27 protein-coding genes are annotated in these 25,478 nt (G+C 62.7%); 16 read left to right on the top strand and 11 right to left on the bottom strand.

Annotated features, from left to right (window positions below; genetic code table 11):
• Positions 1-78: 78 nt before the first annotated feature.
• Both NKH95_RS23845 and NKH95_RS23840 read right to left on the bottom strand, forming a co-directional pair.
• A complete protein-coding gene (locus NKH95_RS23845) occupies positions 79-843 on the bottom strand; it encodes an arginyltransferase (protein ID WP_023810205.1) in 765 nt (254 codons plus the stop codon).
• Between the two features lie 140 nt (positions 844-983).
• Positions 984-1,454, bottom strand: a complete 471-nt coding sequence (locus tag NKH95_RS23840; protein WP_352893379.1) for an RDD family protein — start codon at positions 1,452-1,454, stop codon at positions 984-986.
• 208 nt (positions 1,455-1,662) lie between these two features.
• Here NKH95_RS23840 and sthA point away from each other — a divergent pair, with 208 nt between their 5' ends.
• Complete coding sequence (gene sthA / locus NKH95_RS23835) at positions 1,663-3,051, top strand: Si-specific NAD(P)(+) transhydrogenase (RefSeq protein WP_352442531.1); 1,389 nt, start codon at positions 1,663-1,665, stop codon at positions 3,049-3,051.
• 25 nt (positions 3,052-3,076) lie between these two features.
• Here the strand turns inward: sthA and NKH95_RS23830 are convergent, their stop codons facing one another.
• The gene (locus NKH95_RS23830) at positions 3,077-3,739 is read right to left on the bottom strand and encodes an alpha/beta hydrolase (RefSeq protein WP_352721243.1); all 663 of its coding nucleotides are present in this window, start codon (positions 3,737-3,739) and stop codon (positions 3,077-3,079) included.
• Positions 3,740-3,941: 202 nt separating this feature from the next.
• Between NKH95_RS23830 and NKH95_RS23825 the strand changes: the two genes are divergently transcribed.
• The gene (locus NKH95_RS23825; RefSeq protein WP_352442533.1) at positions 3,942-5,156 is read left to right on the top strand and encodes an OpgC family protein; all 1,215 of its coding nucleotides are present in this window, start codon (positions 3,942-3,944) and stop codon (positions 5,154-5,156) included.
• 2 nt (positions 5,157-5,158) lie between these two features.
• Here NKH95_RS23825 and NKH95_RS23820 read toward each other — a convergent pair whose 3' ends face one another.
• Positions 5,159-6,238 (bottom strand): LacI family DNA-binding transcriptional regulator, encoded by a 1,080-nt coding sequence (locus tag NKH95_RS23820; protein WP_128305702.1) that lies wholly within the window; start codon positions 6,236-6,238, stop codon positions 5,159-5,161.
• A 154-nt stretch (positions 6,239-6,392) separates the two neighbouring features.
• Here NKH95_RS23820 and NKH95_RS23815 point away from each other — a divergent pair, with 154 nt between their 5' ends.
• Positions 6,393-6,536: a hypothetical protein gene (locus tag NKH95_RS23815; RefSeq protein ID WP_352442534.1), complete on the top strand. Its 144-nt coding sequence runs from the start codon at positions 6,393-6,395 to the stop codon at positions 6,534-6,536.
• A gap of 252 nt (positions 6,537-6,788) precedes the next feature.
• Here the strand turns inward: NKH95_RS23815 and NKH95_RS23810 are convergent, their stop codons facing one another.
• Positions 6,789-7,163: a DUF423 domain-containing protein gene (locus tag NKH95_RS23810; RefSeq protein WP_352442535.1), complete on the bottom strand. Its 375-nt coding sequence runs from the start codon at positions 7,161-7,163 to the stop codon at positions 6,789-6,791.
• Positions 7,164-7,203: 40 nt separating this feature from the next.
• A complete protein-coding gene (locus NKH95_RS23805; protein ID WP_352442536.1) occupies positions 7,204-8,463 on the bottom strand; it encodes a multidrug efflux MFS transporter in 1,260 nt (419 codons plus the stop codon).
• Positions 8,464-8,634: 171 nt separating this feature from the next.
• Between NKH95_RS23805 and NKH95_RS23800 the strand changes: the two genes are divergently transcribed.
• A complete protein-coding gene (locus NKH95_RS23800) occupies positions 8,635-9,300 on the top strand; it encodes a GntR family transcriptional regulator (protein ID WP_128305704.1) in 666 nt (221 codons plus the stop codon).
• A gap of 113 nt (positions 9,301-9,413) precedes the next feature.
• On the top strand, positions 9,414-9,647 hold the full coding sequence (locus NKH95_RS23795; RefSeq protein WP_245462826.1) for a DUF982 domain-containing protein: 234 nt from the start codon (positions 9,414-9,416) through the stop codon (positions 9,645-9,647).
• A 66-nt stretch (positions 9,648-9,713) separates the two neighbouring features.
• On the opposite strand, the gene NKH95_RS23790 is transcribed toward NKH95_RS23795, so the two are convergent.
• Positions 9,714-9,866, bottom strand: a complete 153-nt coding sequence (locus tag NKH95_RS23790; protein ID WP_013532262.1) for a hypothetical protein — start codon at positions 9,864-9,866, stop codon at positions 9,714-9,716.
• A 176-nt stretch (positions 9,867-10,042) separates the two neighbouring features.
• Positions 10,043-11,086, bottom strand: a complete 1,044-nt coding sequence (locus NKH95_RS23785; RefSeq protein WP_352442537.1) for an aldo/keto reductase — start codon at positions 11,084-11,086, stop codon at positions 10,043-10,045.
• A 277-nt stretch (positions 11,087-11,363) separates the two neighbouring features.
• Between NKH95_RS23785 and ppk2 the strand changes: the two genes are divergently transcribed.
• Positions 11,364-12,284 (top strand): polyphosphate kinase 2, encoded by a 921-nt coding sequence (ppk2, locus tag NKH95_RS23780; RefSeq protein ID WP_352442538.1) that lies wholly within the window; start codon positions 11,364-11,366, stop codon positions 12,282-12,284.
• A 50-nt stretch (positions 12,285-12,334) separates the two neighbouring features.
• Here the strand turns inward: ppk2 and NKH95_RS23775 are convergent, their stop codons facing one another.
• From NKH95_RS23775 to NKH95_RS23765, 3 genes are all read right to left on the bottom strand, one after another.
• Positions 12,335-12,982, bottom strand: coding sequence for a dihydrofolate reductase family protein (locus NKH95_RS23775; RefSeq protein ID WP_352893375.1), 648 nt, complete (start codon positions 12,980-12,982; stop codon positions 12,335-12,337).
• 217 nt (positions 12,983-13,199) lie between these two features.
• Positions 13,200-14,231, bottom strand: a complete 1,032-nt coding sequence (gene hemB, locus NKH95_RS23770) for a porphobilinogen synthase (protein ID WP_352442541.1) — start codon at positions 14,229-14,231, stop codon at positions 13,200-13,202.
• Positions 14,232-14,319: 88 nt separating this feature from the next.
• Entirely contained in the window at positions 14,320-15,096 is a 777-nt protein-coding gene (locus NKH95_RS23765) for a DUF8605 domain-containing protein (RefSeq protein WP_352442542.1), read from the bottom strand.
• 247 nt (positions 15,097-15,343) lie between these two features.
• On the opposite strand from NKH95_RS23765, the gene NKH95_RS23760 reads away from it, so the two are divergent.
• From NKH95_RS23760 to ribD, 10 genes are all read left to right on the top strand, one after another.
• Complete coding sequence (locus NKH95_RS23760) at positions 15,344-16,387, top strand: enoyl-CoA hydratase/isomerase family protein (RefSeq protein ID WP_023810221.1); 1,044 nt, start codon at positions 15,344-15,346, stop codon at positions 16,385-16,387.
• Positions 16,384-16,806 carry a DUF6163 family protein gene (locus NKH95_RS23755; RefSeq protein WP_352798863.1) on the top strand — a complete coding sequence of 141 codons (423 nt, stop codon included), beginning with the start codon at positions 16,384-16,386 and terminating at the stop codon, positions 16,804-16,806. The genes NKH95_RS23760 and NKH95_RS23755 overlap by 4 nt, the downstream gene beginning before the upstream one ends.
• 238 nt (positions 16,807-17,044) lie before the next feature.
• Complete coding sequence (gene ldtR, locus NKH95_RS23750) at positions 17,045-17,560, top strand: transcriptional regulator LdtR (RefSeq protein WP_008875359.1); 516 nt, start codon at positions 17,045-17,047, stop codon at positions 17,558-17,560.
• Positions 17,561-17,736: 176 nt separating this feature from the next.
• Positions 17,737-18,135, top strand: a complete 399-nt coding sequence (locus NKH95_RS23745) for a hypothetical protein (protein WP_352893372.1) — start codon at positions 17,737-17,739, stop codon at positions 18,133-18,135.
• Between the two features lie 362 nt (positions 18,136-18,497).
• Positions 18,498-19,751 (top strand): L,D-transpeptidase family protein, encoded by a 1,254-nt coding sequence (locus NKH95_RS23740; RefSeq protein WP_023810224.1) that lies wholly within the window; start codon positions 18,498-18,500, stop codon positions 19,749-19,751.
• A 140-nt stretch (positions 19,752-19,891) separates the two neighbouring features.
• Positions 19,892-21,538, top strand: coding sequence for a Na+/H+ antiporter (locus NKH95_RS23735; protein ID WP_352798864.1), 1,647 nt, complete (start codon positions 19,892-19,894; stop codon positions 21,536-21,538).
• Positions 21,539-21,664: 126 nt separating this feature from the next.
• Positions 21,665-22,978, top strand: coding sequence for a serine hydroxymethyltransferase (gene glyA / locus NKH95_RS23730; protein WP_292700113.1), 1,314 nt, complete (start codon positions 21,665-21,667; stop codon positions 22,976-22,978).
• A gap of 76 nt (positions 22,979-23,054) precedes the next feature.
• Positions 23,055-23,705, top strand: a complete 651-nt coding sequence (locus NKH95_RS23725) for a hypothetical protein (RefSeq protein ID WP_352798865.1) — start codon at positions 23,055-23,057, stop codon at positions 23,703-23,705.
• Positions 23,706-23,879: 174 nt separating this feature from the next.
• On the top strand, positions 23,880-24,359 hold the full coding sequence (gene nrdR / locus NKH95_RS23720; protein WP_023810227.1) for a transcriptional regulator NrdR: 480 nt from the start codon (positions 23,880-23,882) through the stop codon (positions 24,357-24,359).
• Between the two features lie 2 nt (positions 24,360-24,361).
• Entirely contained in the window at positions 24,362-25,477 is a 1,116-nt protein-coding gene (ribD, locus tag NKH95_RS23715) for a bifunctional diaminohydroxyphosphoribosylaminopyrimidine deaminase/5-amino-6-(5-phosphoribosylamino)uracil reductase RibD (protein WP_352798866.1), read from the top strand.
• Position 25,478 lies beyond the last annotated feature (1 nt).

The following is a 25,478-nucleotide window of genomic DNA, read 5'->3' as shown; positions in this document are numbered from 1 at the left end:
CACGCTCTCCGCCAACCAGCGGAAAGACCAGCATCGTCTCGATTGAAAATGTTTAAGCCCGGACTTGGGAAAGACTAATCAGCGCGCGACCGCTTCGTTGGTGTAGCGCTCCCAGCCCTTCGGGCCGAGATGCTCCTGCGGCATGAAGCGCATCTTATAATTCATCTTGCGCGAGCCGTTGACCCAGTAGCCGAGATAGACATGGGGCAGGCCCATCGCCCTGGCGCGGGCGATGTGGTCGAGGATCATGAACGTGCCGAGCGACCGTTCCTCGAAATCAGGATTGAAGTACGAATAGACCATGGACAGGCCGTCGGCCATCTTGTCGGTGAGCGCCACCGCAATCAGCTCGCCCTGTCCCTTGCCGGTAATGAACGTATCGGGTCCGCGCCGCCGATACTCGATTACCTTGGTGTCGACATGGGTGTCCTCGACCATCATCGCATAGTCGAGCACCGTCATGTCGGACATGCCGCCACGGCGGTGGCGGGCGTCGAGATAGCTGCGGAACAGGGAATATTGTTCGGTCGAAGGCTCGGCATTGTGCATGTGGCCGACGAGGTCGGAATTGTGCTGCAGCACGCGCTTCATGTTGCGGCTGGCGACGAATTCCTGGGCGAGGATGCGTACCGAAACACAGGCGCGGCAGGTCTCGCAGGCCGGCCTGTAAGCGATATTCTGCGAGCGCCGGAAGCCGCCTTGCGTCAAGAGGTCGTTCATCTCCGCCGCCTTGTCGCCAACCAGGTGCGTGAACACCTTGCGCTCGAACTGGCCGTCGAGATAGGGGCACGGCGATGGCGCGGTCAGGAAGAACTGCGGCGACTGGGTCGGATGCTGCGTCATCGAGCCTTGGAAACACTCCTTCGAATCGCTCTACCTTTGGCGCGGACGGCGAAAAATTCAACAGGATTGTGTGGGCGTGGTCGACTCGACGCCTTCACATTTGTGCTCAATCAGTTGCGACTGCTCTTCAGAGGGCCGTTTCAGCGGTCGGTGCGGCTGACGACCGTGCCAAGCAAAAGATCGTGCAAGGTGCGCTTGCGGTCGGAAAACAGCGTCACCAGCAGGACGAGCGGCGACAGGATGACATTGCCGGCCCAGAACAGCACCGAATGGACGACCGCGGTGAGGCCGTCGATCGGCCTGCCGTCGAGCCGGTCAAGGCGGATGCCCATCATCTTCATGCCCGTGGTGGCCTGGTCGGTGCTGCCCAGCGTGTTCCAGATGTAGAGGATGGCGACGGCCGGTACCAGGATGCCGAACAGCATCCAGCCAAGCCCGAGGGTCAAAAGCCCGAGGAAGAACACCAGAATGGCAAACGGAATGGTAAGCAGCGCGACGATGACATAGTCGATTACGAAAGCCACAATGCGCTTCGTGCGCACACCGTCATAGGCCCTGACATCGTCGAGCCTGCTGGTGATGATTTCGCCGTCGAGAACGCGCGCGTCCATGTCATTTCCTCGTAACAAGGTCCGACATAGGGTGCGGACCGCTCAGCCATGAAATGGTGAAGGCCTGTGGCGGAATCAAGATCGGGCTTCTTGCGGTGCGCCGGCCTTCAAGGCGCCAAGCGCAATCTGAACCGGTTGAACTTGCGGCGCGGATAGCATTAGCTTGCTGCGGCGCAGCAAAAGCGCACATGGCAGGGGACGGGGCAATATGGACTACGACATGCTGGTCATCGGCAGCGGCCCTTCCGGTCGCCGGGCCGCGGTGCAGTCGGCCAAGCTCGGCAAGTCGGTGCTGGTGGTCGATCGCGGCCGGCGTCTGGGCGGTGTCTCGGTGCATACCGGCACCATCCCGTCGAAAACGCTGCGCGAAACTGTGCTCAACCTTTCGGGTTGGCGTGAGCGCGGCTTCTACGGGCGCGGCTACCGGGTCAAGCAGGATATCTCGGTCGGCGATCTGGTCGAGCGCCTGCACAAGACGCTCGACCATGAGGTCGAGGTGCTGCAGCACCAGTTCATGCGCAACACGGTCAAGAGCGCCCGGGCTGCGGTGAAATTCCTTGGCCCCGACAAGGTCAGCCTGACCACCGACACCGGCGATTACAGCGAGGTCGGTTTTGCCAATGCGCTGATCGCGGTCGGCACCAGGCCGCACCGGCCGCGCGACGTGCCTTTCGACAAGACCCGAATCTTCGACAGTGACGAGATGCTGGAGCTTGATCGCTTGCCGCGCACGCTGACCGTGATCGGCGCCGGCGTCATCGGGGTCGAATATGCCACGATCTTTTCCGCGCTTGACGTGCCGGTAACCTTGGTCGAGCCGCGCAACTCCATCCTCGATTTCGTCGACCGCGAGATCGTCGACGATTTCATTCACCAGATGCGCGATCGTGGCATGACCATCCGGCTGGGCAGCGCGGTGAAGGAAATCCGCTCCAAGCCTGATGCCGCCGAGGTGGAACTGGCCGATGGCCGCACTATCCGTTCCGAGGTCGTGCTCTACGCCGCCGGTCGCACCGGCAATGTCGGCAGCCTGGGCCTGGATGTGGTCGGTATCGACGCCGATTCCAGGGGCCGTATCAAGGTCGATCCGCATACGTTCCAGACCAGAGTGCCGAACATCTACGCCGCCGGCGACGTCATCGGCTTTCCGAGCCTGGCCTCGACGTCGATGGAGCAGGGCAGGGTGGCCGCCTGCCATGCCTTCGGCGTGCCTTTGCCGCCGCCACCAGAAACATTCCCCTATGGCATCTATGCGGTGCCGGAAATCTCGACGGTTGGCCAGTCCGAGGAACAGGTGCGTGAAAGCGGTGCGGCCTATGAGGTCGGCGTAGCGCGCTTTCGCGAAACCTCGCGCGGCCACATCATGGGCGTCAACACCGGTTTCCTGAAGCTGCTCTTTTCGATCGAAACGCGCCGTCTGCTCGGCGCGCACATCATCGGCGAGGGCGCCACCGAGCTCATCCACATCGGCCAGGCGGTGATCAATCTCGGCGGCACCGTCGACTTCTTCGTCAACAACACCTTCAACTATCCGACGCTTGCCGAAGCCTACAAGATCGCCGGACTGGATGCCTGGAACAGGATGGGACGAGGGTAGGCGGCTGGTCATGCTGGTGAGTCCGTCAACCTGCCTGCGCCGCCGATCCCGGCCGCCATTGCCTGACGATTGCGGCGTCGGCGCTGCCGAATTCATGACCTGACGGGACAATCCTGGCGTCGATCTCGGCGCCATGCCGGCTGAGCAATGTCACCAGAGCAGGGGCGAAAGGCGCATAGGTGAGGTCGGTGGCGCCGGCGATCATCAGCACCCGCACCTTTGACAGATCCGTCGCCGGCACGTCATCGAGCACCGGCATCGGCCGCAGCAGCGCGGCGCGCTCGACAAGGCCCGGATGCAGCAGCATCAGGCTCGAAACCAGATTGGCACCGTTCGAATAGCCGAGGAAAATTGTGCGCGAGAGGTCGAGATGGTGATGTGTGGCCGCGTCGGCGACGAAGCCCGCAAAGGCCTCGGTTTCGGTGCGGATGCTTGCCTGTTCGAAGCGCGTCGGCGTGATGCGCGCGAACCAGCGGAAACCATCCTCCTGGACAACGCGGCCGCGCACCGCGATGAGCGTGGCACGCGGTGCGATCTCTCGCGCCAGCGGCACCAACGTCGTCTCGTCGACACCCGACCCATGCAGCAGGAAGAGACATTCGCCGGTTGAATCCGCCGGGCTGTAAAGCCGGTAGCTGAAGGCGAGATCACGCCCCAGCGCACCATCTTGTGAGGTCTCTTCGATCATCGCGCATCCTCTTGATTATATGAGGTTTCGCTCAATTTGCCGGCTTCAAAACGCAATATTTTCAAGCTCCGCGAAAGTTGATTGAACCGGGCACATTACAGTCCGTTTCTCCGCCGATAACATTCCTTCGGGAGGAATCGAAGCGGTGCGCCGGGGGTCGCATTGCCCGGTATGAACAACCAGCTTTGAGGCCTTTTTGTCGATGACCACCCAGATTTCCCCGGACCGCGATGCGCGTGTCCCGGATCGCACTGAGCGCGACACGCGCATAGACGTGCTCCGAGCTCTCGCTTTGCTGACCATCTATGTCGACCATGTGCCAGGTACCGCCTTCGAGTATCTGACCTACAAGAATTTCGGCTTTTCCGATGCGGCGGAAGTCTTCGTACTGATCTCCGGCATCTCGGTCGCACTTGCCTATGGCAGGAAATTCCAACCTGGAAACCGGCTGCTGGCAACGTTGAAGATGTGGCGCCGCGCCGGTGTCCTCTATGCCGCCCACATCGTCACCACCATGGTGGTGATGGCCATCTTCTGCGCCGCGGCAGTGTTCGTCAGGCGGCCGGAGCTTCTGACGATGATCAACATCGAGCCGTTGATCAAGAATACGCCGCAGGTGCTGATCGGCATCGTGACGCTCGGCCACCAACTCGGCTACAACAACATACTGCCCGTCTATGCGGTGCTGCTCTTGCTGACGCCGGTGTTCCTGCTCATTGTCAGCTATCGGCCGGTCTTGGCACTGGCGGCATCCGGCGCTCTGTGGCTGGTCGCGGGGATTTATCAGATTGCTCCGCCCAACTATCCCGAGCCCGGCTTCTGGTTTCTCAACCCGCTGTCGTGGCAGTTCCTTTTCAACATCGGCCTGGCAGGCACGCTGCATGTGCGTCGCGGCGGCATCATCCCGGTCAATCGCTGGCTGGTTGGCGCTGCCTTGGCCTACACCGCAACCGCGCTGGTCTGGGTGCACAGCCCGCTTTGGGGGCATATCTCCTGGTTTGGCCTGCCTCCGGTGCTGACCGGCTTCGACAAGACGTTTCTGTCGCTGCCGAGGCTGCTGCATATATTGGCGGTGAGCTACCTGATCGTGGCATTCCCGGCGGTCTCGAACCTGTTTCGCACCGGGCGCGATCATCCGCTTGCCATATTGGGCAAACGATCGCTGCCGGTTTTCATTGCCGGCACGGTCCTTGCAATGGCGGCGCAGGTGCTGAAGCTGATCAATCCGGGCGGATTTGCCTATGACAGCCTGTTGATATCGGCCGGCATCGTCATGCAGTTCGCGCTTGCCTACTATCTGGAATGGCTTTCGGGCCTTGGCTGGCCCGGCAAAAGCAGGCCGGCTCACAACGCCGCACCGCGCGTCCATGCTGCATCCTTCGCGATGCCGACCATGGCGACAAGAATGGGCCGTTGAGCTTAGGCGGGCGAGGGGCCGGATGAAGCTCGCACCACGAGTTGGACCGGCAGCGATTGCCGGCTGAACGAGCCATCATTTTCAAGGATCGCCTTGACGGCAAGACGGCCCATCTCGGCGATCGGCTGGACGATCGTGGTCAGCGGCGGACTGGAAACCGCTCCTTCCGGAACACCGTCGAAGCCGACGATCGAAACGTCGCCGGGTACCGTGACGCCACGCTGCCGCAGCCAGTCCAATGCATGCAAGGCCATCCTGTCTGACATAGCCAGGATGGCGGTCGGGGTCTCGGCGCCGGCGAAAATATGATCGAGGCCGGCCCGCACGCTTTCCTCGTCATTGACGGTTTCGTAGATCGGCACACGCTCGACGTCGATGTCGACGCGGGAGAGTTCCGCGAAATAGCCACGCAGGCGGTCGCGCGTCCCGGAATAGAGGGCCTTCTCCATCTGCTCCCTTGTGGTGGGGCCGAAGCCGGAGTCCGCGACGGGCAGGGCAAGCACGGCAAAGCGGCGATGTCCGAGTTCGGTCAGGTGGCGGGCCGCCAGGCCAGCCCCGGCGATGTTGTCGACGCCGATCGCTGCAACGGCGTCGTCGTCGTCCGAATCGAGATCGAGCGCGACAAAGGGGAGTTTGCGTTCACGCGCCAGTTCGACCAGCCTTGAACCGCCATCGACGCAAAAGACGATGAAACCGTCGACCAGCGCACTCTGTATGTTCCAGGCAAGCTGTTCGTTGTTGGCTGCGGAGACCAGCGAAATCCCCGCACCGGTCGCGTCGCAAGCCTGCGAGATGCTGGCCATCATCACCCGGGCAAAGGGGTCGTCGAAGAAATAGGAGAGGGGTTCCGCGGTCGCGACGCCGATGGCATTGACCTTGCCGGCGCGCAGCAGCCGGCCCTTGGGATCGGGGCCGCCATATCCCATGGCCTCGGCTGCCGCCTTGACCCGCTCGCGGACCTCCTCGCGCACGATCTCCGGACGGGCGAACACGTTGGACGCGGTGCCGTGCGACACGCCGGCCGCCTTGGCAATGTCCGCCAGCCGGACCGGTCTTGTCTTTGCAGAGATAAGTGGCGCCATCTTCGTCTCCTAAATTCCTCCATCTAACACTTTCGTTGGATCGGTTCAAATTTTGACTTGATCGCAGCCTCGCCAAGGCGTATATTTGAATCGATCCAAGTGAGCGATGGTTCTCTGAATTGGATCGATTCAAGATGTTCAGGGGAGTTGTGCCATGCATCCCGTCAATTTCCTGTTCGAAGACATTTACCGCAACGACTGGAGCATCTCGTCGAACACCACGACGCAGAAGCGCCGCGGCAAAGCCAGCCCATGGGTTCGCGAGTTGCGGTTCCTTGTGGGGCGCAAGCGGAGCTGAGCGGGGCCGGTTTTCGCGCCTGTCGATTGGATCGATTCAACAATCTAAAGGAAGCACATCATGCATCCCGTCAGCTATCTGTTCGAAGACATCTACCGCAACTATTGGGGCATCGCGCCGGCTTCCAAAAGGCCGCAAGAGCGCTGGTTGGCCAAGCTGCGGCGACGCAATCGCGAATTGCTCATCAAGCCGAGCGTCGGCAGGACTAGCAGCCATGCTTTGACGTTTGATGCCGGCGGGCGCGCCGAGGCGTCAGGGACGCACGCGCACCAGCGCCGAGGCGGCGATCGCCAGCCAGCCGGCAATGAGTAGCGTGCCGCCGATCGGCGCCGACAGCGGGAACAGCCGCGACCCGATGAAATCGCGCGCCAGCAGATCGCCGCAGAACAGCAGAAGCCCAACCAGCAGGATCAGGCTGCCGATGCGCAGGGTCCGGTTCGCGCCAAGCAATCCGGCGACAAGGAAGACCGGCGCATGCATCAGCAGGAACGATGCGGCGGTGCCGACGAAGGCGCCGCCCAGATGCGCCGCCGCGGCCGACAGCGCCACGCCGGCCGCGCCACAGAGGCCTCCGGCCAGGACGAGGATACGGGTGCTGGTGCCGGAAAATTGCTCGGCCGTGCTCATGTCCGTGGCTCCGTGGTATCAGAGGGATATGCCTGACCCGTCAGGGCTTGCCGGGGTTGGCAAGCATGTCCTGCTCGCGGCGTGACTGTGCCAGCCAGTTATACACCGCGCCTCCAGCCATCAAGACGGATGTGCACAGAAACACCGAGCGCATGCCGAAATGACCGCCGGCAAAGCCGCCCAGCAAGGGGCCGGCGACTTGCCCGACATACTGGGCGGAAATCGACAACCCGAGCACATTCCCGCCGACGCCATCGGGAACATTGTGGCGGATCACGCTGGTGATGCAGGGCAACAGACCGCCCAGCGCCAAGCCCATCAGGAAGCGCAGGCCGATGAGTTGCCAGCTTTGTGTGACGAAGGCCTGCGGGATCAGCAGCAGCGCCGAGACGGCAAGTGCGCCGATGATGACGTTCCAGTGGCCGACGCGGTCGGCGAGCTTGCCGAGGCGCGAGGCCGACAGGATGGCGCCCAGCGCGGCCGCCGACATGACGACGCCTGATATCAGCGTGACGCGGCTCTGGTCTTCAATGAGCTGCTGCACATAGACCGTGATGATCGGCTCGATCGACATGGTGGCGAAGCTCAACAGCATGCCGGTTGCCAGCATGGCGACGACAGGCCGTTTGTCGGGAATTTGTGCCCAGCCGCCTTTAGGCTTCTCCTTCGAGGCGGCGCCCGCCGGTTTCGGCCGGGGATTCTCTTTGATCAGAAACGTGGTCGCCAGGAACGCCAGGAAGATGACGCCGCCGGAGAGGAGAAAGGTGGCGCGGATGCCGATCAGCGGCGGCAGTGCGCCGCCAACCAGCGGGCCGACCAGAGCCCCACCCGTGATACCGGCCGACAGCAGGCCCAACGCCCAGCCGGAACGCTCCTTCGGCGTCTGCATGGCGACGAGGATGGTCGATCCCGAGGAATAGCCGCCGGCAAAACCGATCAGCAGCCGCAGCAGCACCAGTTGCCAGACGGTCTGCACCATGCCGGTCAGCGACATGCATATGGCCATGCCGAAGCTGGCGCGAACCAGCATCACCTTGCGGCCGTAGCTGTCGCCGAGACGTCCCCAGAGCGGCGCCACCAGCGCCGCCGCGAAGAACGTCGCGCCATAGGCAATCCCCGACCATTGCACGATCGCCGCGTGGCCCTCGGCACCCAGCTGCTCGATATAGAGCGGCAGGAACGGCAAAAGCAGCGTCATGGCGACAAGCGTCGAGAACGAGCCGGCAAAGCACACGAACAGGTTGCGCCGCCAGTGGATGTTGTAGGTGCTGTCGGTTGCCGGGGGCGTGCTCTGCTGCATGTCATATGTCCTGTCCCAGCAACTCTTTTATCGATGGTTGCTGCGGATACCAATTTGGGATACCAAGATGGTGCACGTCATGGACGCAAGCTTGGCCGCTGTCAATGCAACCTCAAATGTGATCGTCGTCAAACGGTCCGAAGCCATAACGACCGGAAACCGGGAGCAAAAATGTCGCAGATGCAGAGCGTCGAAAAACAGCTTCGGCAGATGATCCTGGGCCTCGAGATCGGTCCCGGCGAGAAACTGACGGAGCGCTGGATCGAAAGCCGCTTCGGCGCGTCGCGAACCCCGGTCAGGGCAGCACTGCTGCGGCTTGAGACCGAGGGCCTGGTCGGCAGGGACGGACGTGGCTGGACGGTGTCGCCGATCAATCTGGCTGAACTCGAGCAGATCGCCGTCTACAGGGAGGCGGTCGAGGTTGCGGCGCTTCGCCTGACATGCAGCCTGGCGGACCGGAGCGCCGTCGATGTCATCGAGGCGATGCTCGAGTCCTGCGACAACGACACGCCGCGCGAGGAATGGCATCGCGTCGGCATGGATTTTCACATCGAACTGGCGCGTCTGTCGGGCAATGAATTCCTGTTTAGGGCGGTGCGCGATGCCATGACGCGCCTGTCGCGGGCGCGCTGGCTGGAGGTTCGCGACGAAGCGGCCCTTGCCCGCGCCTGGGCTGAACATCGCGCCATTCTGGCGGCCACGCGCCTTGGCGACGCCGATGAAGCCGCGCGCCTGCTCTCGGTCCACATCGTCGGCAGCCGCGACCGGCTGGTGACGTCGCTCGCCAACGATCGGCGCGGTCTTCGCGCCAGAGGCTTTGCCGTCGTTGCTGCTTGAGAGTGGATGAAGGGGCGCAAAGCGGCGTCTGGATGTATGCGCACTTTCGCCTCGCTTCGCAGACGCCGATGGCGTAAGGAGCGGCCATGGAAAACAACCGATTTGAAACACCTGTGACTGTGAAGTCAGTCGCGGCGGGAAGCACTCAGCTCTTGCGCACGGCGCGTGAGGCTTCCGACTACCTCCTCAACAACTGGCCCGGCAAGCGCAGCCCCAAGCATCGCGCGGCCCTGCAGGCCTGCCATGACGCACTGGCCGGCGACAAGCCGGCGATGAACGCCAGGCGCGCCTTCATCGCGGCAGCACGCGAAGTGGACGTGTTCGTCAGCGACAAGGCGCCGGCCTGACACAAGGCGACATCCGGGGCGGCAATCCGAATTGAGGCGCGGCCCGCATCTGCGGGCCGTTTGCCGTCACTTTGCCGTTTCGGTTTCGGCTTCAGTCTCGTCTTCGGGCTTCGAACGTTCCCTCGCTGCAACCTTGGCTGCCAGCTTCTCGGCCTTCTTGGCCGCCTTCTGGCGGTCGCGTTCCTTGCGTTCCTGATCGTAATTTGGTGGTCGCGCCATATCGGCTCCTTTTCACTGCCTCGCGGCTCTGGTCCTGCCTAGGAGCATTAGCCGTCAAACACAACAGCTGAAGCGATAGTGCGTCGATGATGGCCAGGCTTGCAAGATGCGCGTTGCAATGAAGGGGCCAGGCTCATCATTGCGGCGGCCGATACCTATCGCCGTCGATTTGCCGATCAGATGCCGCTTCGGTCAATCACCAGATCGGCGGCGCCAAACCGGTCCTTTGCCGTCAATTGCTGGTGCCAGTAGGGATAGAGCAAGGGCGGCCGGCTGACCGCGTCGAGGCGCTCGCGCTCCTCGCCGGAAAGCACCAGGCTTGCCGCCGCGATGTTGTCCCGGAACTGCGTTTCCGTCCTGCCGCCGATCACCAGCGAACTGACGGCCGCCCGGCCAAGCAGCCAGGCCAGCGCCACCTGCGCTGCCGACACGCCGCGCTGCGTGCCGATCTCGACCAGCACATCGACGATCCGCCACAGCCGGTCCTCGTCGCGGATCGGTGGTTCCGACCAGCCTGCGAGTTGGCGGGCAGTGGGGCTGTCGCGGCGGTATTTGCCGGACAGCAATCCGCCGGCAAGCGGGCTCCAGACCAGAACGCCCAACCCCTGGTCGACGGAAATCGGCAGCAGTTCGTACTCCGCCTCGCGCGCTTCCAGCGTGTAGTGGATCTGCTGCGTGACGAAGCGCGGCTGATGATGGCTGTCGCTGACGCCGAGCGCCTTCATCACCTGCCAGCCGGAATAGTTGGAGCAGCCGACATAGCGGATCTTGCCCTGGGCAACCAGCGTATCGAGCGCGGCGATGGTTTCCTCCAGCGGTGTCACGCCATCCCATTCGTGCAGGAAATAGATGTCGATGACGTCGGTCCTGAGCCGCTTCAGGCTCTTCTCGCATTCGCGGATCAGGTGATGGCGCGACAGGCCTTCATCGTTGGGACCTTTGCCGATCCGCATCCGTGCCTTGGAGGCGATCAGCACGTCGCCCTTGCGCTTGCCGCCGAGCGCTTCGCCGATGATTTCTTCCGACATGCCGTTCGAATAGACATTGGCGGTGTCGATGACATTGATGCCGGCGTCGATGCAGAGATCGATCATCCGGCGCGCCTCGTCGAGGTCGGTCTTGCCGACAGCCGAAAATGCACCGGCGCCGCCGAAAGTCATGGTGCCCATGGTCAGCGTCGATACTTTCAGGCCGGAACGGCCGAGAGTGCGGTATTCCATGTCGGTCCTCGCGATTGCATTGAGAAGGGGTTGGGAAGGGCGCCCGAATGTGGCTGCTATTTGTAGGACAATTTGCGCGGTATGTCTCCATGCCAGGGCGGCGGATCGATCATGCCTCGCAGGTTTTTCCAGTGATGGCGATCAGGTCAGGCTGCAATAAAACCGTCATTGCGGGCCTATATTGAAGTCGGCTCAGGCGTTGCCGTTCCGGGCTGTAAGCCGGGAGTTTGGGGCGCCGGACGTGGATCGACAGAGCTTGCAAGTGGAGCAGCCGATAATGACCGAGCTAAAACAGAATTCTGCGGCCAGGGATTGGCTTGAAGCCGAACTCGCCGACACGCTCGACGAAGACTATGAGCTCGAAATGTCGGAGCCGGCGCTGTCGATGGAGATCGCCAAGATCTACAAGAATTCGCATCCGCCTTCGATCGATCGCATGCAATATTTTCGCGACCTGATCAGCCTGCAGTCCGAATTGATCAAGCTGCAGTCCTGGGTCGTCTATCACAAGAAGAAGCTGGTGGTGATCTTCGAGGGACGCGACTCGGCCGGCAAGGGCGGTGTCATCAAGCGTATCACCCAGCGGCTCAACCCTCGCATCTGCCGTGTCGTGGCACTGCCGGCACCGACCGAGCGCGAAAAGTCGCAATGGTATTTCCAGCGCTATGTCCCGCATTTGCCGGCCGGCGGCGAGATCGTGCTGTTCGACCGCTCATGGTACAACCGCTCGGGCGTCGAGCGGGTGATGGGCTTTGCCCAGCCCGATCAGGTCGAAGAATTCTTTCACGACGTGCCGGAGTTCGAGCGCATGCTGGTCCGCTCGGGCATTACCGTGGTCAAATACTGGTTCTCGATCACCGACGAGGAACAGCAGATGCGCTTCCTGATGCGCATCCATGATCCGATGAAGCAGTGGAAACTGTCGCCGATGGACCTGCAGTCGCGCGTGCGCTGGGAGCAATACACCAAGGCCAAGGAAGAGACCTTCGCCCGCACCAACATCCCGGAAGCGCCCTGGTTCATCGTCGAGGGCAACGACAAGAAGCGCGCGCGGCTGAACTGCATCGACCATCTGCTCAAGCAATTGCCCTACGAGGAGGTGCCGCACGAGGAGATCACGCTGCCGGAGCGCGTCTTCAACCCCGAATACGAACGCCAAGTGCTGCCGCGCGAGCTTTACGTGCCGGAGAAGTATTGAGATAGACGAAGCTGCAATCTCCCCCTCGAGGGGGGAGATTGGCTCTCCACCTACGCCCGCTTGATGATGACGTGCGTGGCGAGCGGCGTCGCCACCTGCTCGTTGCAGACATAACCGAGCTTGAGCATGTCGAGGCCGGTAAAAAGGTTCTCGCCCGTGCCCAGCAGCACCGGCGCGATCGCCAGATGCATCTCGTCGATCAGTTTTTCCTGCAGATATTGCCGGATGGTGGCGACGCCGCCGCCGACCCGCACGTCCTTGCCGCCAGCGGCAGCCTTAGCCTGTTCAAAAGCTGAATGGATACCGTCAGTGACGAAGTGGAAAGTGGTGCCGCCCTCCATCGTGATCGGTTCCCGCTTGTGATGGGTGAGCACGAAAACCGGCACATGATAGGGCGGGTTGTCGCCCCACCAGCCCTTCCAGCTGTCGTCAGGCCACTCGCCGCGGATCGGTCCGAACATGTTTCGGCCGAGGATCCAGGCGCCGACATTTTCGAAGCTGCGCGCCGCGAACGCCTCGTTGACGTCGGTGGTGCCGCCATCTTGTCCGAGCACCATCTCTCGGAAGGTGCGGGTGTCGACAAACCACTTGTGCAAGGATTCCCCACCGACGCCGAGAGGATTTTGCAGATCCTGATCGGGACCGGCGCCATAGCCGTCGAGCGACAGGGTGAAAGCGTTGACGCGAAGTTTGGACATGCGAGCCTCCTCGATAACCAGTTGTATTTTGCAAGCAGTTGTTTTGTATCAAACTGATTGTGAATTGCAAGCGGTATTTCAAGCGCGAACGAAGCCCAGGCTAGGGGTCAAGCGACCCCCGCTATGGATTCCCCGGCCAGGAGCCGGAAATTGGTAGGGATGTAGAAGCGGATTCGCCGACATTGGTTGCCGCGACCGGTCATCGCCGGAAGAGAAATCACCCCTTCAGCAGTTCCGCCACTTCGGGCGCGAAATAGGTCAAGATGCCGTCGCAGCCGGCGCGCTTGAAGGCGAGCAGCGATTCCAGCATTGCCTTCTCGCCGTCGATCCAGCCATTGGCGCCTGCCGCCTTGATCATCGAATATTCGCCCGACACCTGGTAGGCGAAGGTCGGCATCTGGAACTCGTCTTTCAGCCGTCGGATGATGTCGAGATAGGGCAGGCCGGGCTTGACCATCAGCATGTCGGCGCCCTCGGCAATGTCCTGTTCGGCCTCGCGCACTGCTTCGTCGGAATTGGCGTGGTCGATATAGTAGGTCTTCTTGTCGCCCTTGAGCAGGCCGGCGGTGCCCACAGCCTCGCGATAGGGGCCGTAGAAGGCCGACGCGAATTTGGTCGCGTAGGACATGATCGCGACGTCCTGAAAACCGTTGGCGTCGAGCGCGTCACGGATGGCGCCGATGCGGCCGTCCATCATGTCGGACGGCGCGATGATGTCGGCGCCGGCGGCCGCCTGGATGACGGCAGCGGCGGTCACCTGTTCCACTGTCTCATCGTTGACGATGATGCCGTCGCGCAGGATGCCGTCATGGCCGTGGCTGGTGAACGGGTCGAGCGCGGCGTCGGTGATGATGCCGATCTCCGGCACCGCGTCCTTGATCGCGCGGGTGGCGCGGTTGATGACATTGTCGGGGTCGAGGATGTGCGAGCCGGTCTGGTCGCGCAGCGAGATGTCGACATTGGGGAAGGTGGCGAGCGCGGGAATGCCGAGCTTTGCCGCGCGTTCGGCCTCCTTGACGGCGAGATCGATCGACAGGCGGAAGACGCCGGGCATGGCGGCGATCGGCTCGCGGACACCCTTGCCCTCGACGACGAAGATCGGCCAGATCAGGTCGTCGACCGTGAGCCGGTTCTCCTGCACGAGGCGGCGCGACCAGTCGGCCTTGCGCATGCGGCGCAGACGGCGGCTGCCGGTGATCTCGTCGACGCCGCGCGCGCCGGCGGGCTTTGCGGGGGTGAATTTGTTCATCGCCAATACTCTCGTTCGGGCAGCCTTTTACCACGAGCTCCCGCCGCTGACCAATGCGGCACGATTGTGCCAGCGACGCGGTCGAGGTCTATTCGGGTTGCCCATTGCCTGACAGAATCTGTGCTGCGCCCCTGATGGCGACACGGAAAGCCTCGTCGAAGCCGACACCGCGCACCTGCCAGATGTAGGTCTTGCCGGCCATGGCCAGCCGCCAGTCGGCGATCCAGCCCAGTTCCTTGTCGCTCCAGACAAGGTTGCCGGAAAGCGCCTGGTCGGCACCGGCCTTTTTCGCGATGCTGTCGAGCTTGGTCATCTCGGCGTTGCGAAGTGTCTGATCGTCCAGCCCGGCCTGCGACAGCAGTGCTGCCGTGGGAAAAGCCACCTGCATGGCCAGTGGCGCGGCGGCATTGCTGAAGGATTCGCGCATCAGCATGCCGCGCTCGTCATTGGCATCGAGCGCGGCATGCCTTGGGCCGCGTTCGGTCACCAAAAACACCGCCAGCCGTGGCCGCTCGGTCAGCCACGGCCTGCTGTCGAGCGAAGCCAGCACCGGGTCGATGTCAGCCGGCTTGTACTGGCAATAAAGATTATGAGGCCGATCGTACGTGCCCTGATCGTCATGGTTGGGAATGCCTTCCATGCGGTCGCGGTAGCGAAAGCCAGCGACGAAGCTGCCGGCCTTATCACGCAATACCGTCATTTCAGGTTTCGCCGGCAGGCGCTGATCACCGGAAATCCGCACCAGAACCGCGTCGAGACAGCGCTTGAAGCCGGACTGGCGGTTCTTCTCGTACTTGCCGTTGACGATGGTCTGCGAACTGTAGAGGTCTTCCAAAGTCCCCGCCATGACAGGGTGAACAGCCAAGCAGATGCTCAGCCCAATTGCCACCGGCGCAAAGCGTGAAAATCGAGTCATAACCAATCGTCCCGTTCGAAGACCCGCCAGAGCTGCGCTGCAATGAACTCTATCCAGTTTTTCAGTATTGCAGCTCGATTTTTAGTACCGGCTCCTGGTCCGGGCCAGAGCTTGCACCGGTGTGCTCGCCATTGACGCACCCATGCGCCACGCTTTAGCACTTCAGTCCCGGCGGCCGGGGGAGGGATTCTTCACGATGGATTTTGGCGGAGGCGACGAGATCCGCTTCGAACATCTGGGCCGGGCCGGCGTCGTCACCTTGACGCGGCCGCAGGCGCTCAATGCCTTGACGCACCGCATGATCGGGGCGCTCGACGCTGCCCTTTCCGCCTGGGAGACCGACCAGGGCGTCGATGTCGTCGTCGTCAGGGCCGAGGGCAGGGCCTTTTCGGCCGGCGGCGATATCCTGCATGTCTATGAGACAGGCCGGGCGGGAAAACCGCCGGTCGAGTTCTTCGCCGACGAATATCGACTCAACGCCCGCATCAACAGTTATAGGAAACCTTATGTGGCCCTGATCGACGGCATCGTCATGGGCGGTGGTGTCGGAATCTCCTTCCATGGCTCGCACCGGGTGATGACCGAGAATGCCCAATTTGCCATGCCGGAGGTCGGCATCGGCTTTTTTCCGGATGTTGGCGCCAGCCACCTGCTGCCTGATCTCGGCGGCTCCTTCGGCATGTATCTGGCGCTGACCGGCAATCGCATCCGCTATGGCGATGCGCTGTGGTCGGGGCTGGCCACCCATACCATCAAGGCCGAGGACCAGGCTGGCTTCCTCGACCGCCTGGCGCTGACCGGCGATCCGGAATCGGTGCTGCGCGGCTTCTTCGTGCAGGCAAGGCGAGAAACCGACAGGCCGACGCTGGAGGCGATTGTCCGCCATTTTTCGCAACCGTCCCTGAACCGCGTCATCGACAGCCTCGAGCGTGCGGCCGCCGCCGACGAGTTCGCGGCAAAGACACTGGCGACGATCCGCACCCGCTCGCCGACCAGCCTGCGCGTCGCCTGGCGGCAGATCAGCGCCGGACTGACGCTGTCCATGGAAACCTGCATGAAAATGGAGTTCCGCATCCTCAACCGGATGCTCGCCGGCCATGATTTCTACGAAGGTATCCGCGCCGCCATCATCGACAAGGGCTCGAAGCCGCAATGGCGGCCGGCAAGCCTCGCTGCGGTTAGCGAAGCGGATGTCGATGCCTATTTCGCTCCGCTCGGCGAACGGGAACTCTTGATATGAGCGAGGTGACCTCGAGGCGCGTCGTGCTGCAGCCCTCCGGGGTGGAGGTGATCTTCGCCTGGTTCCAACGCGTCATATCGGGCTACTGCCTGCTGTTCGGCATTCTCTACTGGATCAGGTTGATCGGCTTTTATCCGGGTACGCTGTGGCGGTTCGACCTGATGCCCGTGCACTGGCAGGTCGCGGCGGTGGTGCTCGCCGTGTTCTTCCCCTTTGCCGCTGCCGGCCTGTGGATGCTGGCGTCCTGGGGCCCGGTGATCTGGTTCATTTGCGCGGTGACCGAGACGGTCATGTATGCCGGCTTTCCCGAGCTATTCGGCCATCGCTTGCTGATTGTCGTCTCGCATGCGGCGGTGGCGGTGCTCTACATTGTCTTCCGCGTCGTCATCTACCTGCATAAGCGCCCGGTCCGCCACTAAGCCCTTGAGCACATTGGCGGCCCCGCTGTCGCCTCGAATGAGCCCCGCAATCGTTGCCGAAATCTTTAGGTTAATTATCCTTGCTCGGGTGACCGTTCGTTAAGCCTCTTGCGAAACCTCTTACCGGTAAGCTCTTGTTAGCCCTAGCGTTTAAGTCGAATTTTATGAGTATTCGATAGTGTCGCGATCAAGGTGAAAAACAAAAAATCACCAGGGCGACAAACGAGAGGCAAAGACAATGATCAATTCGCGTCCGGCGGCGAAGACCGCCAACGTATCCGACGATCGCCGCGAGGCTATCCGTTCCCTGTACATGGAATCGCTGCAGCTTGTTGAGCGGCTGCACCGCCGCCTGCTTGATGTGATCAAGGACGAATTCGACCGCAACGGCCGTTCCGACATCAATGCCATCCAGGCGCTGCTGCTGTTCAATATCGGCAATTCCGAGCTGACCGCCGGCGAGCTGCGCTCGCGTGGCTACTATCTCGGCTCCAACGTCTCCTATAATCTGAAGAAGCTGGTCGATCTCGGCTTCATCAACCACCAGCGCTCGCGCATCGACCGCCGTTCGGTCCGTGTCTCGCTGACGCCGAAGGGCAACGAGGTGGCGGAGGTCGTTGCCGGCCTCTACGAGCGTCATGTCGGCTCGATCGAACAGGTCGGCGGCATCAACACCGACGAGTTCAAGCAGATGAACCGCGCTTTGCAGCGGCTCGACCGCTTCTGGAACGACACCATCGCCTACCGGATGTAAGGCGTCGCATCGGATCCGGCCCGCGCCACAGAAGCGCGGCCGAAATATCGACCTTCAGTCAGGGCCGGTGCCGAGAGGCATCGGCCTTTTCTTTTCCTGATCCCAAAGCCCAAATATCCGGCCAGGTTTGCTTTCGCTGCAGCAGTGCCTAATGTCACGGCCTGGAGGGGCGCGTTATGGGTGAGGGAAAACGCACGAAGATTTGCTCGGTTGCCGCAGTGCTTTTGTTGGTCTCGCAAACGGCTTTTGCCGAGGAATGGTGGAAGGATTCTTTCGCTGGGGAAGGCAGCGAGCCCTGTGACAACAATGACTCGATAGTGACGTTTACCGACAAAGCAATGGATATGTGGGAGGTCCGCTGCACGTTGGACAAGGTTCAGAAGATCAACCGCCTGGATGTCGTCATCCTGGATATGACGTGTACGGACGGCGAGAGCACAGACAAGAGGCGGGAGCTGCTGCTCAAACTCGAGGACAACAAAGTCCTGCGCTACCCCCAGCATGAGGTGTTGCAACGATGTTCGGAATTGAAGGCGAAGCCAGGTCCGGGCCCAAAGGTTGAAACCTCACACTGAGGGATCGTGAGGATAGGCAGCGCGTCTCGTGGAGCGGCCGAACCGCCGTCTGCTTGACGCGATCAAGGATGCCGATCGATACCGAAAAAGCACGGGCCTTTCATTTCGCTGCGGCGCCCGATGCAAATCGCGGGCCAAGGCCACGTTGCCGCCATATTCCAATGGAACCGAGAGTGGCAGTGATGCTGGTGTGAAGACCATGCGTTCACCCGCAATCCGTATCGCGCCTGGGCGCTGTCACACCAAGGTGATACGGAGCATGGTTGGCTAATTGTTAAGATTGCCAATTTTACAGTGCGGGCGAGATCGCCCGGTGATCAACGCAGCAAGTGATCGAACTGCTACAAATGTCTGGAACGTCCATGAGAACCAGCCGTCGTTTTTTCCTCTCCGGAGCCTCCGCGCTCGCAGCAGCGGTGGTCGCCGGCGGCGCCAATGCGCAGGATGTGATCGGTGATATCCTGAAATCCTCGGCGCGCGGCAATTGGGACGACCAGTTCGACGCCCGCGCCAGCGAGGGCGGCAAGGTGGCCTCGACGCTGCCGATCTTCAGCCCGCAGACCGTCGCCTTCACGGAACAGGCGGTCGGGCAATACCAGAACATTGTCGGGCAGGGTGGCTGGGTCGAAGTTCCCGCAACCAAGAAGCTGCAGCTTGGCGTCGACGACCCGGATGTGGTGCCGTTGCGCAAGCGGCTGATGGTTTCCGGCGACCTATCGCAGAGCGCCGGCATTTCGACGGCTTTCGATTCCTATGTCGACTCGGCGGTCAAGCGCTTCCAGCTGCGCCACGGCCTGCCTGCCGATGGTGCGCTCGGCAAATACACCTATGCGGCGATGAACGTTTCGGCGCAGATACGGCTCGGCCAGTTGCAGACCAATCTGCAGCGGCTGCGCGAGAAGGCCGGCACGCTGGGCAGCCGTTACGTGCTGGTCGACATTCCGGCAGCGCAGGTCGAAGCGGTCGAGAACGACCGTGTCGTGCTTCGCCACACCGCGATCGTCGGCAAGATCGACCGGCAGACGCCGATCGTCAATTCCAAGATCAACGAGATCATCGTCAATCCATACTGGAACGCGCCCGTCTCGATCGTGCGCAAGGACATCATTCCGCTGATGCGGAAAAATCCCGATTATCTCAAGAACAGCCACATCCGCCTGTTCGCGCCCGATGGCAGCGAAGTCGATCCGATGAATGTGGACTGGTCGACCGACGACGCCGCCAAGTACCGTTTCCGCCAGGATCCCGGCTCGGAAAACGCCATGGCGTCGGTGAAGATCAATTTCCCGAGCCCTGACGGCGTCTACATGCACGACACGCCGCAGCAGAGCCTGTTCGGCAAGATGCTGCGTTTCGATTCCTCGGGCTGCGTGCGCGTGCAGAATGTGCGCGACCTCGTCACCTGGATCCTGCGCGACACGCCCGGCTGGGATCGCCAGCATTTCGAGGCGGCGATCAAGACCGGTGAAAACACGCCGATCCAGGTCACCAATCCGGTGCCGGTTCACTTCCTCTATCTCTCGGCCTGGTCGACCGGTCCGGGCGTGGTGCAGTTCCGCGACGACGTCTACGCGCTTGATGGCAACAACGAACTGCAGATCACGTCTGCGCTGTAAGCATTTGATTCTTATCTAAAAAGGCCGCCTCTCAAGGCGGCCTTTTTATTGATTGGGTGCCGCGGCGTTTTTTACGGGACGGGCGGCTGGACGGATCGGCCGGCTTTGCGCATGGTCGGCGGAAAGCCTGGAACCGGATCATGGAAGTCGCCGTCTTCATACTGGTCGTGCTCGTCTTTGTGGCGCTTTCCGGCGCTCTGGTTCGCCTGGTGCGGGTACCGTTGCCGGTGCTGCAGATTGCGATCGGTGCCGCGCTCGCCTGGCCGGTGCGCGGCATCCATGTCGATGTCAATCCGGAACTGTTTCTGCTGGTGTTCATTCCGCCGCTGCTGTTCGGCGATGCCTATGGCGCGCCGAAGCGTGAATTGATGGCGCTGCGCGGACCGATCCTCGATCTTGCCATAGGGCTCGTCTTCTTCACCATCGTCGGCTTCGGCTACGCCTTGCACTGGCTGGTGCCGAGCATCCCGCTGGTCGTCGCTTTCGCGCTCGCCGCGGTGCTGTCGCCGACCGACGCGGTGGCCGTGTCCTCGATCGTCGACAGAAATGTCGTCCCTGCGCGGCTGATGCACATTCTGGAAGGCGAGTCGCTGCTCAACGATGCGTCGGGGCTGGTCATGTTCCGCTTTGCCGTCGCGGCGGTGCTGACCGGTAGCTTTTCCCTTGCCGCGGCTTCGCTCAGTTTTCTCTATGCCGTGGCGATCGGCATCCTGATCGGCGTGGCGGCGCTGTTCGTTGCCGCCAAGCTGCTGCAACTGCTCAACCGGATCGGCGGCGTGCCGGCCGAGGCGCAGGTGCTGGTGATGGTTCTGCTGCCCTTCATAGCCTATCTCGGCGCCGAGCATGTCGGAGCTTCCGGCATCCTGGCGGCGGTCACCGCCGGCCTGCTCACCGGCGGCTCCGGCGTGTTTCGCTTCCTCGGTGTCTCGGCGCGCATGCAGACGATGTCGCTGTGGACGACGCTTTCCTTCGTTTTCAACGGCGCTCTCTTCATCGTGCTCGGCCTGCAGCTTCCCGACATCATCCGCCATGTGCCGCCGGAACTCATGAGCCTGCACCCGATCATCCAGCCGATCGCGACCGTCATCGCGCTGACGCTGTGCCTGATCGCGTTGCGCTTCCTGTGGATCTGGGTGGGCGATATCGCGGCCGGCATCGCCGCGCGTCTGGGCAAGCGCAAGGTGGAGCCGTTCGGGTTGCGCGTGCGGCTTGCCGGTTCGGTGGCCGGCGTGCGCGGCGCGATCACGCTGGCCGGCATATTGTCGCTGCCGCTCGCCATGCCGGACGGCTCGCCGTTTCCGGCGCGCGACCTGGTCATCTTCCTCGCCGCCGGCGTCATCATCTGTTCGCTGGTCTTCGCCAGCCTCGCTCTGCCGACGATCGCCAGGGGGCTGGTCGAACCGGGCGAGGATGCCGGCGCAGCCGAGGAGCGCCTCGCGCGTGTCGGCGCCGCCAAGGCGGCAATCGCACGCATCGAGAGCATCGCTGGAGTTGGTGACGATGAGGGAGGCGAGGTGCCCGGCGCCAGGCTTGCCGCCGCCGACAGCATCGTCGCCGGCTACCGGCGCCGCATCGCCGCCTCGGACGAAGCCGATGAGGCCCGCGCCGAGGCCCGCGAATCCGGAAGGCTGGAGCTGGAACTGCGGCTCGCCGGCATCGAGGCCGAGCGCGCAGCCGTGCGCGCCATGTTTCGGAGCGGCGAGATCAACGACCATACGTCGCAAGCGTTGTTTACCGAGATCACGCTCACCGAGGCCCTGCTGAAAGGCCGCAAGGCGAGGAAATAGCCTCTTGTTGCCTCGCTGGCGCAAACCGGCCAGCAAATTTCGCGCCGCAAACGTGGCGGGGCGAAAACAACTGTGTTAATGGCCCGGCGAACCTTCGCAGCCCCCGAACCCCGAGGATTTCAGGCCATGGCAACAGCAGCGGCAGTGTCGAACAAATTCGAATCCTTCTTCGAAACCACGCTAGAAGATGCCGATCCGGAGATTTTTGGCGCCATCCGCAACGAACTCGGCCGCCAGCGCCACGAGATCGAGCTGATCGCCTCGGAAAACATTGTTTCCCGCGCCGTGCTTGAGGCGCAGGGCTCGATCATGACCAACAAATATGCCGAGGGCTATCCCGGCAAGCGCTATTATGGCGGCTGCCAGTTCGTCGATGTGGCCGAGGAACTGGCCATCGAGCGCGCCAAGAAGCTGTTCGGCTGCAACTTCGCCAACGTCCAGCCGAACTCCGGCAGCCAGATGAACCAGGCGGTGTTCCTGGCGCTCTTGCAGCCGGGCGACACGTTCATGGGCCTCGACCTCAATTCCGGCGGCCATCTGACCCATGGTTCGCCGGTCAACATGAGCGGCAAATGGTTCAAGGTCGTCTCCTATGGCGTGCGCCAGGACGACCATCTGCTCGACATGGACGCCATCGAGAAGACGGCGCATGAGACCAAGCCGAAGCTGATCCTGGCCGGCGGCACCGCCTATTCGCGCGTCTGGGACTGGAAGCGGTTTCGCGAGATCGCCGACGCGGTCGGCGCCTATCTGATGGTCGACATGGCGCACATCGCCGGCCTCGTCGCCGGCGGCGTGCACCCGTCGCCGCTGCCGCATGCCCATGTCGTGACCACCACGACGCATAAATCGCTGCGCGGCCCGCGCGGCGGCATGATCCTGTGCAATGACGAGGACATCGCCAAGAAGATGAATTCGGCGGTGTTCCCCGGCTTGCAGGGCGGCCCGCTGATGCATGTCATCGCTGCCAAGGCGGTGGCCTTCGGCGAAGCGCTGAAGCCAAGCTTCAAGGTCTATGCCGAGAGCGTTGCCGCCAACGCCAAGGCGTTGGCCTCCAGCCTCAAGGAGACCGGTCTCGACATCGTCTCCGGCGGCACCGACAACCATCTCATGCTGGTCGACCTCAGGCCCAAGAACGCCACCGGCAAGCGCGCCGAGGCGGCGCTGGGCCGCGCCAACATCACCTGCAACAAGAACGGCATCCCGTTCGACCCGGAAAAGCCTTTCGTCACCTCGGGCGTGCGTCTCGGCACCCCGGCCGGCACCACGCGCGGCTTCGGCCAGGCCGAATTCCGCGAGATCGGCAAGCTGATCGCCGAAGTGCTGGATGGTCTCAAGGTCGCCAATTCCGATGAGGGCAATGCCGCTGTCGAAGCTGCGGTCAAGGCCAAGGTCGTGGCGCTGACCGATCGTTTCCCGCTCTATCCCTATCTGGGCTGACGCGATAGGAAGTCTTACCGCCTGCTGCAACCACAAGCGTCGTTGCAGCAGGCCGGGGCGGCCGGCAGGAGCCTTGATGATGCGACCATTTCGTTTCGCCGACCTTGGCGCCGTTGGCGCTCTGGCTGCTTTGATCGCCGTGCCTTTCCCCGGCATCGCCTTGGCGCAAACCGCCCCTGCTCAAGCCGCGCCCGCGCAACCCGCACCTCAGGCCGAGCCGGCGGCGGCGGCCCAGGCGGCACCCAAGCTCGAAACTTTCGGCAGATGGTCGACCCTGGTCGACGAGGTCGACACCGGTGAGGATCTGCGCAAGACCTGCGCTGCCTCGACCGCCTTTATCGGCGCGGGCGGCGTGCCCGGTACCTTGACGCTCGTCATCACGAACGGCGATGCACTGCCGCCGGATGCCTACCCGTCCGTAACGATCGCCGTCGACAACAAGGATCTGCCGGCCGGCAAGTCCGTCGCCGCCACCTTCGACGACGACAAGGGCCGTGTCGCCGCAAAACTCCATTCCGATGGCGCCGTCAACGGCCGGCTCAGCTGGACCGTGGACAATCAGGCCAAGACCAGCCTGGCGCTCCTGCGCGCCATGCGGCGGGCATCGGTGCTTGACGTCTTCTTCGGCGACGCGCCGGTCGGAAGCATATCCATGGACGGCTTCACCAAGGCCTATCGCAGTCTCGGCACATCATGCGGATTTCCGACCGCCGACGTCGCTCCCTGAAGACATCGGTACGCTGTGCGGCTGCCTGGCGAGGCTGGCAATCCTGCTTGCGCCTCGCTATCTCTGTGCGACGAGGGGCTCTGAAGGGCGAGGGGCTGTTGGCGACACTTTGCCATCGCTGCAAAAACCTCTAAGCCTTTCGCTTCACCAGATTCGCCAACCAAAGGCTTCTCCATGCGCTGTCCCTATTGCCAGTCGGAAGATACGCAGGTGAAGGATTCGCGCCCCGCCGAGGATGGCGCGGCGATCCGCAGGCGGCGCGTCTGCCCCGATTGCGGCGGTCGCTTCACCACCTTCGAGCGCGTGCAGTTGCGCGACCTCGTCGTGGTCAAGAAATCGGGCCGCAAAGTACCCTTCGACCGCGACAAGCTGCTGCGTTCGGTGGAGATCGCCGTGCGCAAACGCAATGTCGATCCCGAGCGCATCGACCGCGCGGTGACCGGTATCGTGCGCCAGCTCGAAAGTTCCGGCGAGACTGAGGTTGCTTCGGGAGAAGTCGGCCGGCTGGTCATGGAAGCGCTGAAATCGCTCGACGATGTCGCCTATGTGCGTTTCGCCTCGGTCTACCGCAATTTTCGCGAGGCCAAGGATTTCCACGAACTGCTGGGCGAGCTCAAGGGCGACGAAATCAAGGGTGAAGAGGAAGCCAGCTGAGCATGACTGCAAGCGAACAGGCCGCCCTTGATCGCCGCTTCATGGCGGCGGCACTCAGACTGTCGCGAAAAAATGCCGGGCGCACCGGGACCAACCCCTCCGTCGGCACGCTGATCGTACGCGATGACGGCAATGGCCCGATGATCGTCGGCACCGGCGTCACCGCTGTCGGCGGCCGCCCGCATGCCGAGACCGAGGCCTTGGCCGAGGCCGGCGACCTCGCGCGCGGCGCCACCGCTTACGTCACGCTGGAGCCTTGCGCCCATCACGGCCGCACGCCGCCTTGCGCCAATGCGCTGGTCAATGCCGGTGTCGCACGCGTCGTCGGTGCGGCCAGCGATCCCGATTCGCGCGTATCCGGCAAGGGCTACGCGATCCTGCGTGCCGCCGGTGTCGAGGTGGTCGAGAAGGTGTTGGCCGAGCAAGCCGCCGAGCAGATGGCCGGCTATTTGATCCGATCATTGAGAAAACGCCCAGAAGTGATTCTCAAGCTTGCGCTTTCCAGCGACGGCAAGATCGGCAGGGAAGGCGGTGGGCAGGTGTCGATCACCGGAGATATCGCGCGCCGCGAAGTGTATCTGATGCGGGCCGAGGCGGATGGCATACTGGTTGGTATCGGGACGGCCCTTGAGGATGATCCGGCCCTGACGGTGCGTTTGCCGGGGCTGGAGAACCGTTCGCCTGCCCGCATCGTGCTCGACCGCCAGATCCGGTTGCCGGAGGCCTCGAAGCTGGTTTCGGGCGTCGACCGGGTGCCGCTCTATGTCGCCGCTTGCCTGGAGGCCGATCCGCTGCGGCGGGCAGCACTCGAACGCGCAGGCGTGCGCTTCATCGGCACTGAAACACATGAGGGCGGCATCGCTCTGCCGGAACTGCTCGAGGATCTGGCCGCGCTCGGCATGGGCAGCGTGCTGGTCGAGGGCGGCGCCAAGGTGGCGAGCGCCTTCCTGGCCGATGGGTTGGTCGACCGCGTTGTGCTGTTCCAGGGGCCGGAAGCGATCGGCGACGACGGCATTGCATCGCCGATCGACGCCGACCATATCCCGGCAGGATTTCGCAAACTGCGCGACATGCGTTTCGGCGAAGACAGCTACGCCGAGTGGATAAGAGACCTCTAGG

It is taken from the genome of Mesorhizobium sp. M0848 (genome assembly GCF_040319805.1).
In the GTDB taxonomy this organism is placed as follows: Bacteria; Pseudomonadota; Alphaproteobacteria; order Rhizobiales; family Rhizobiaceae; genus Mesorhizobium.
This window is presented reverse-complemented; position numbering and strand designations above follow the sequence as displayed.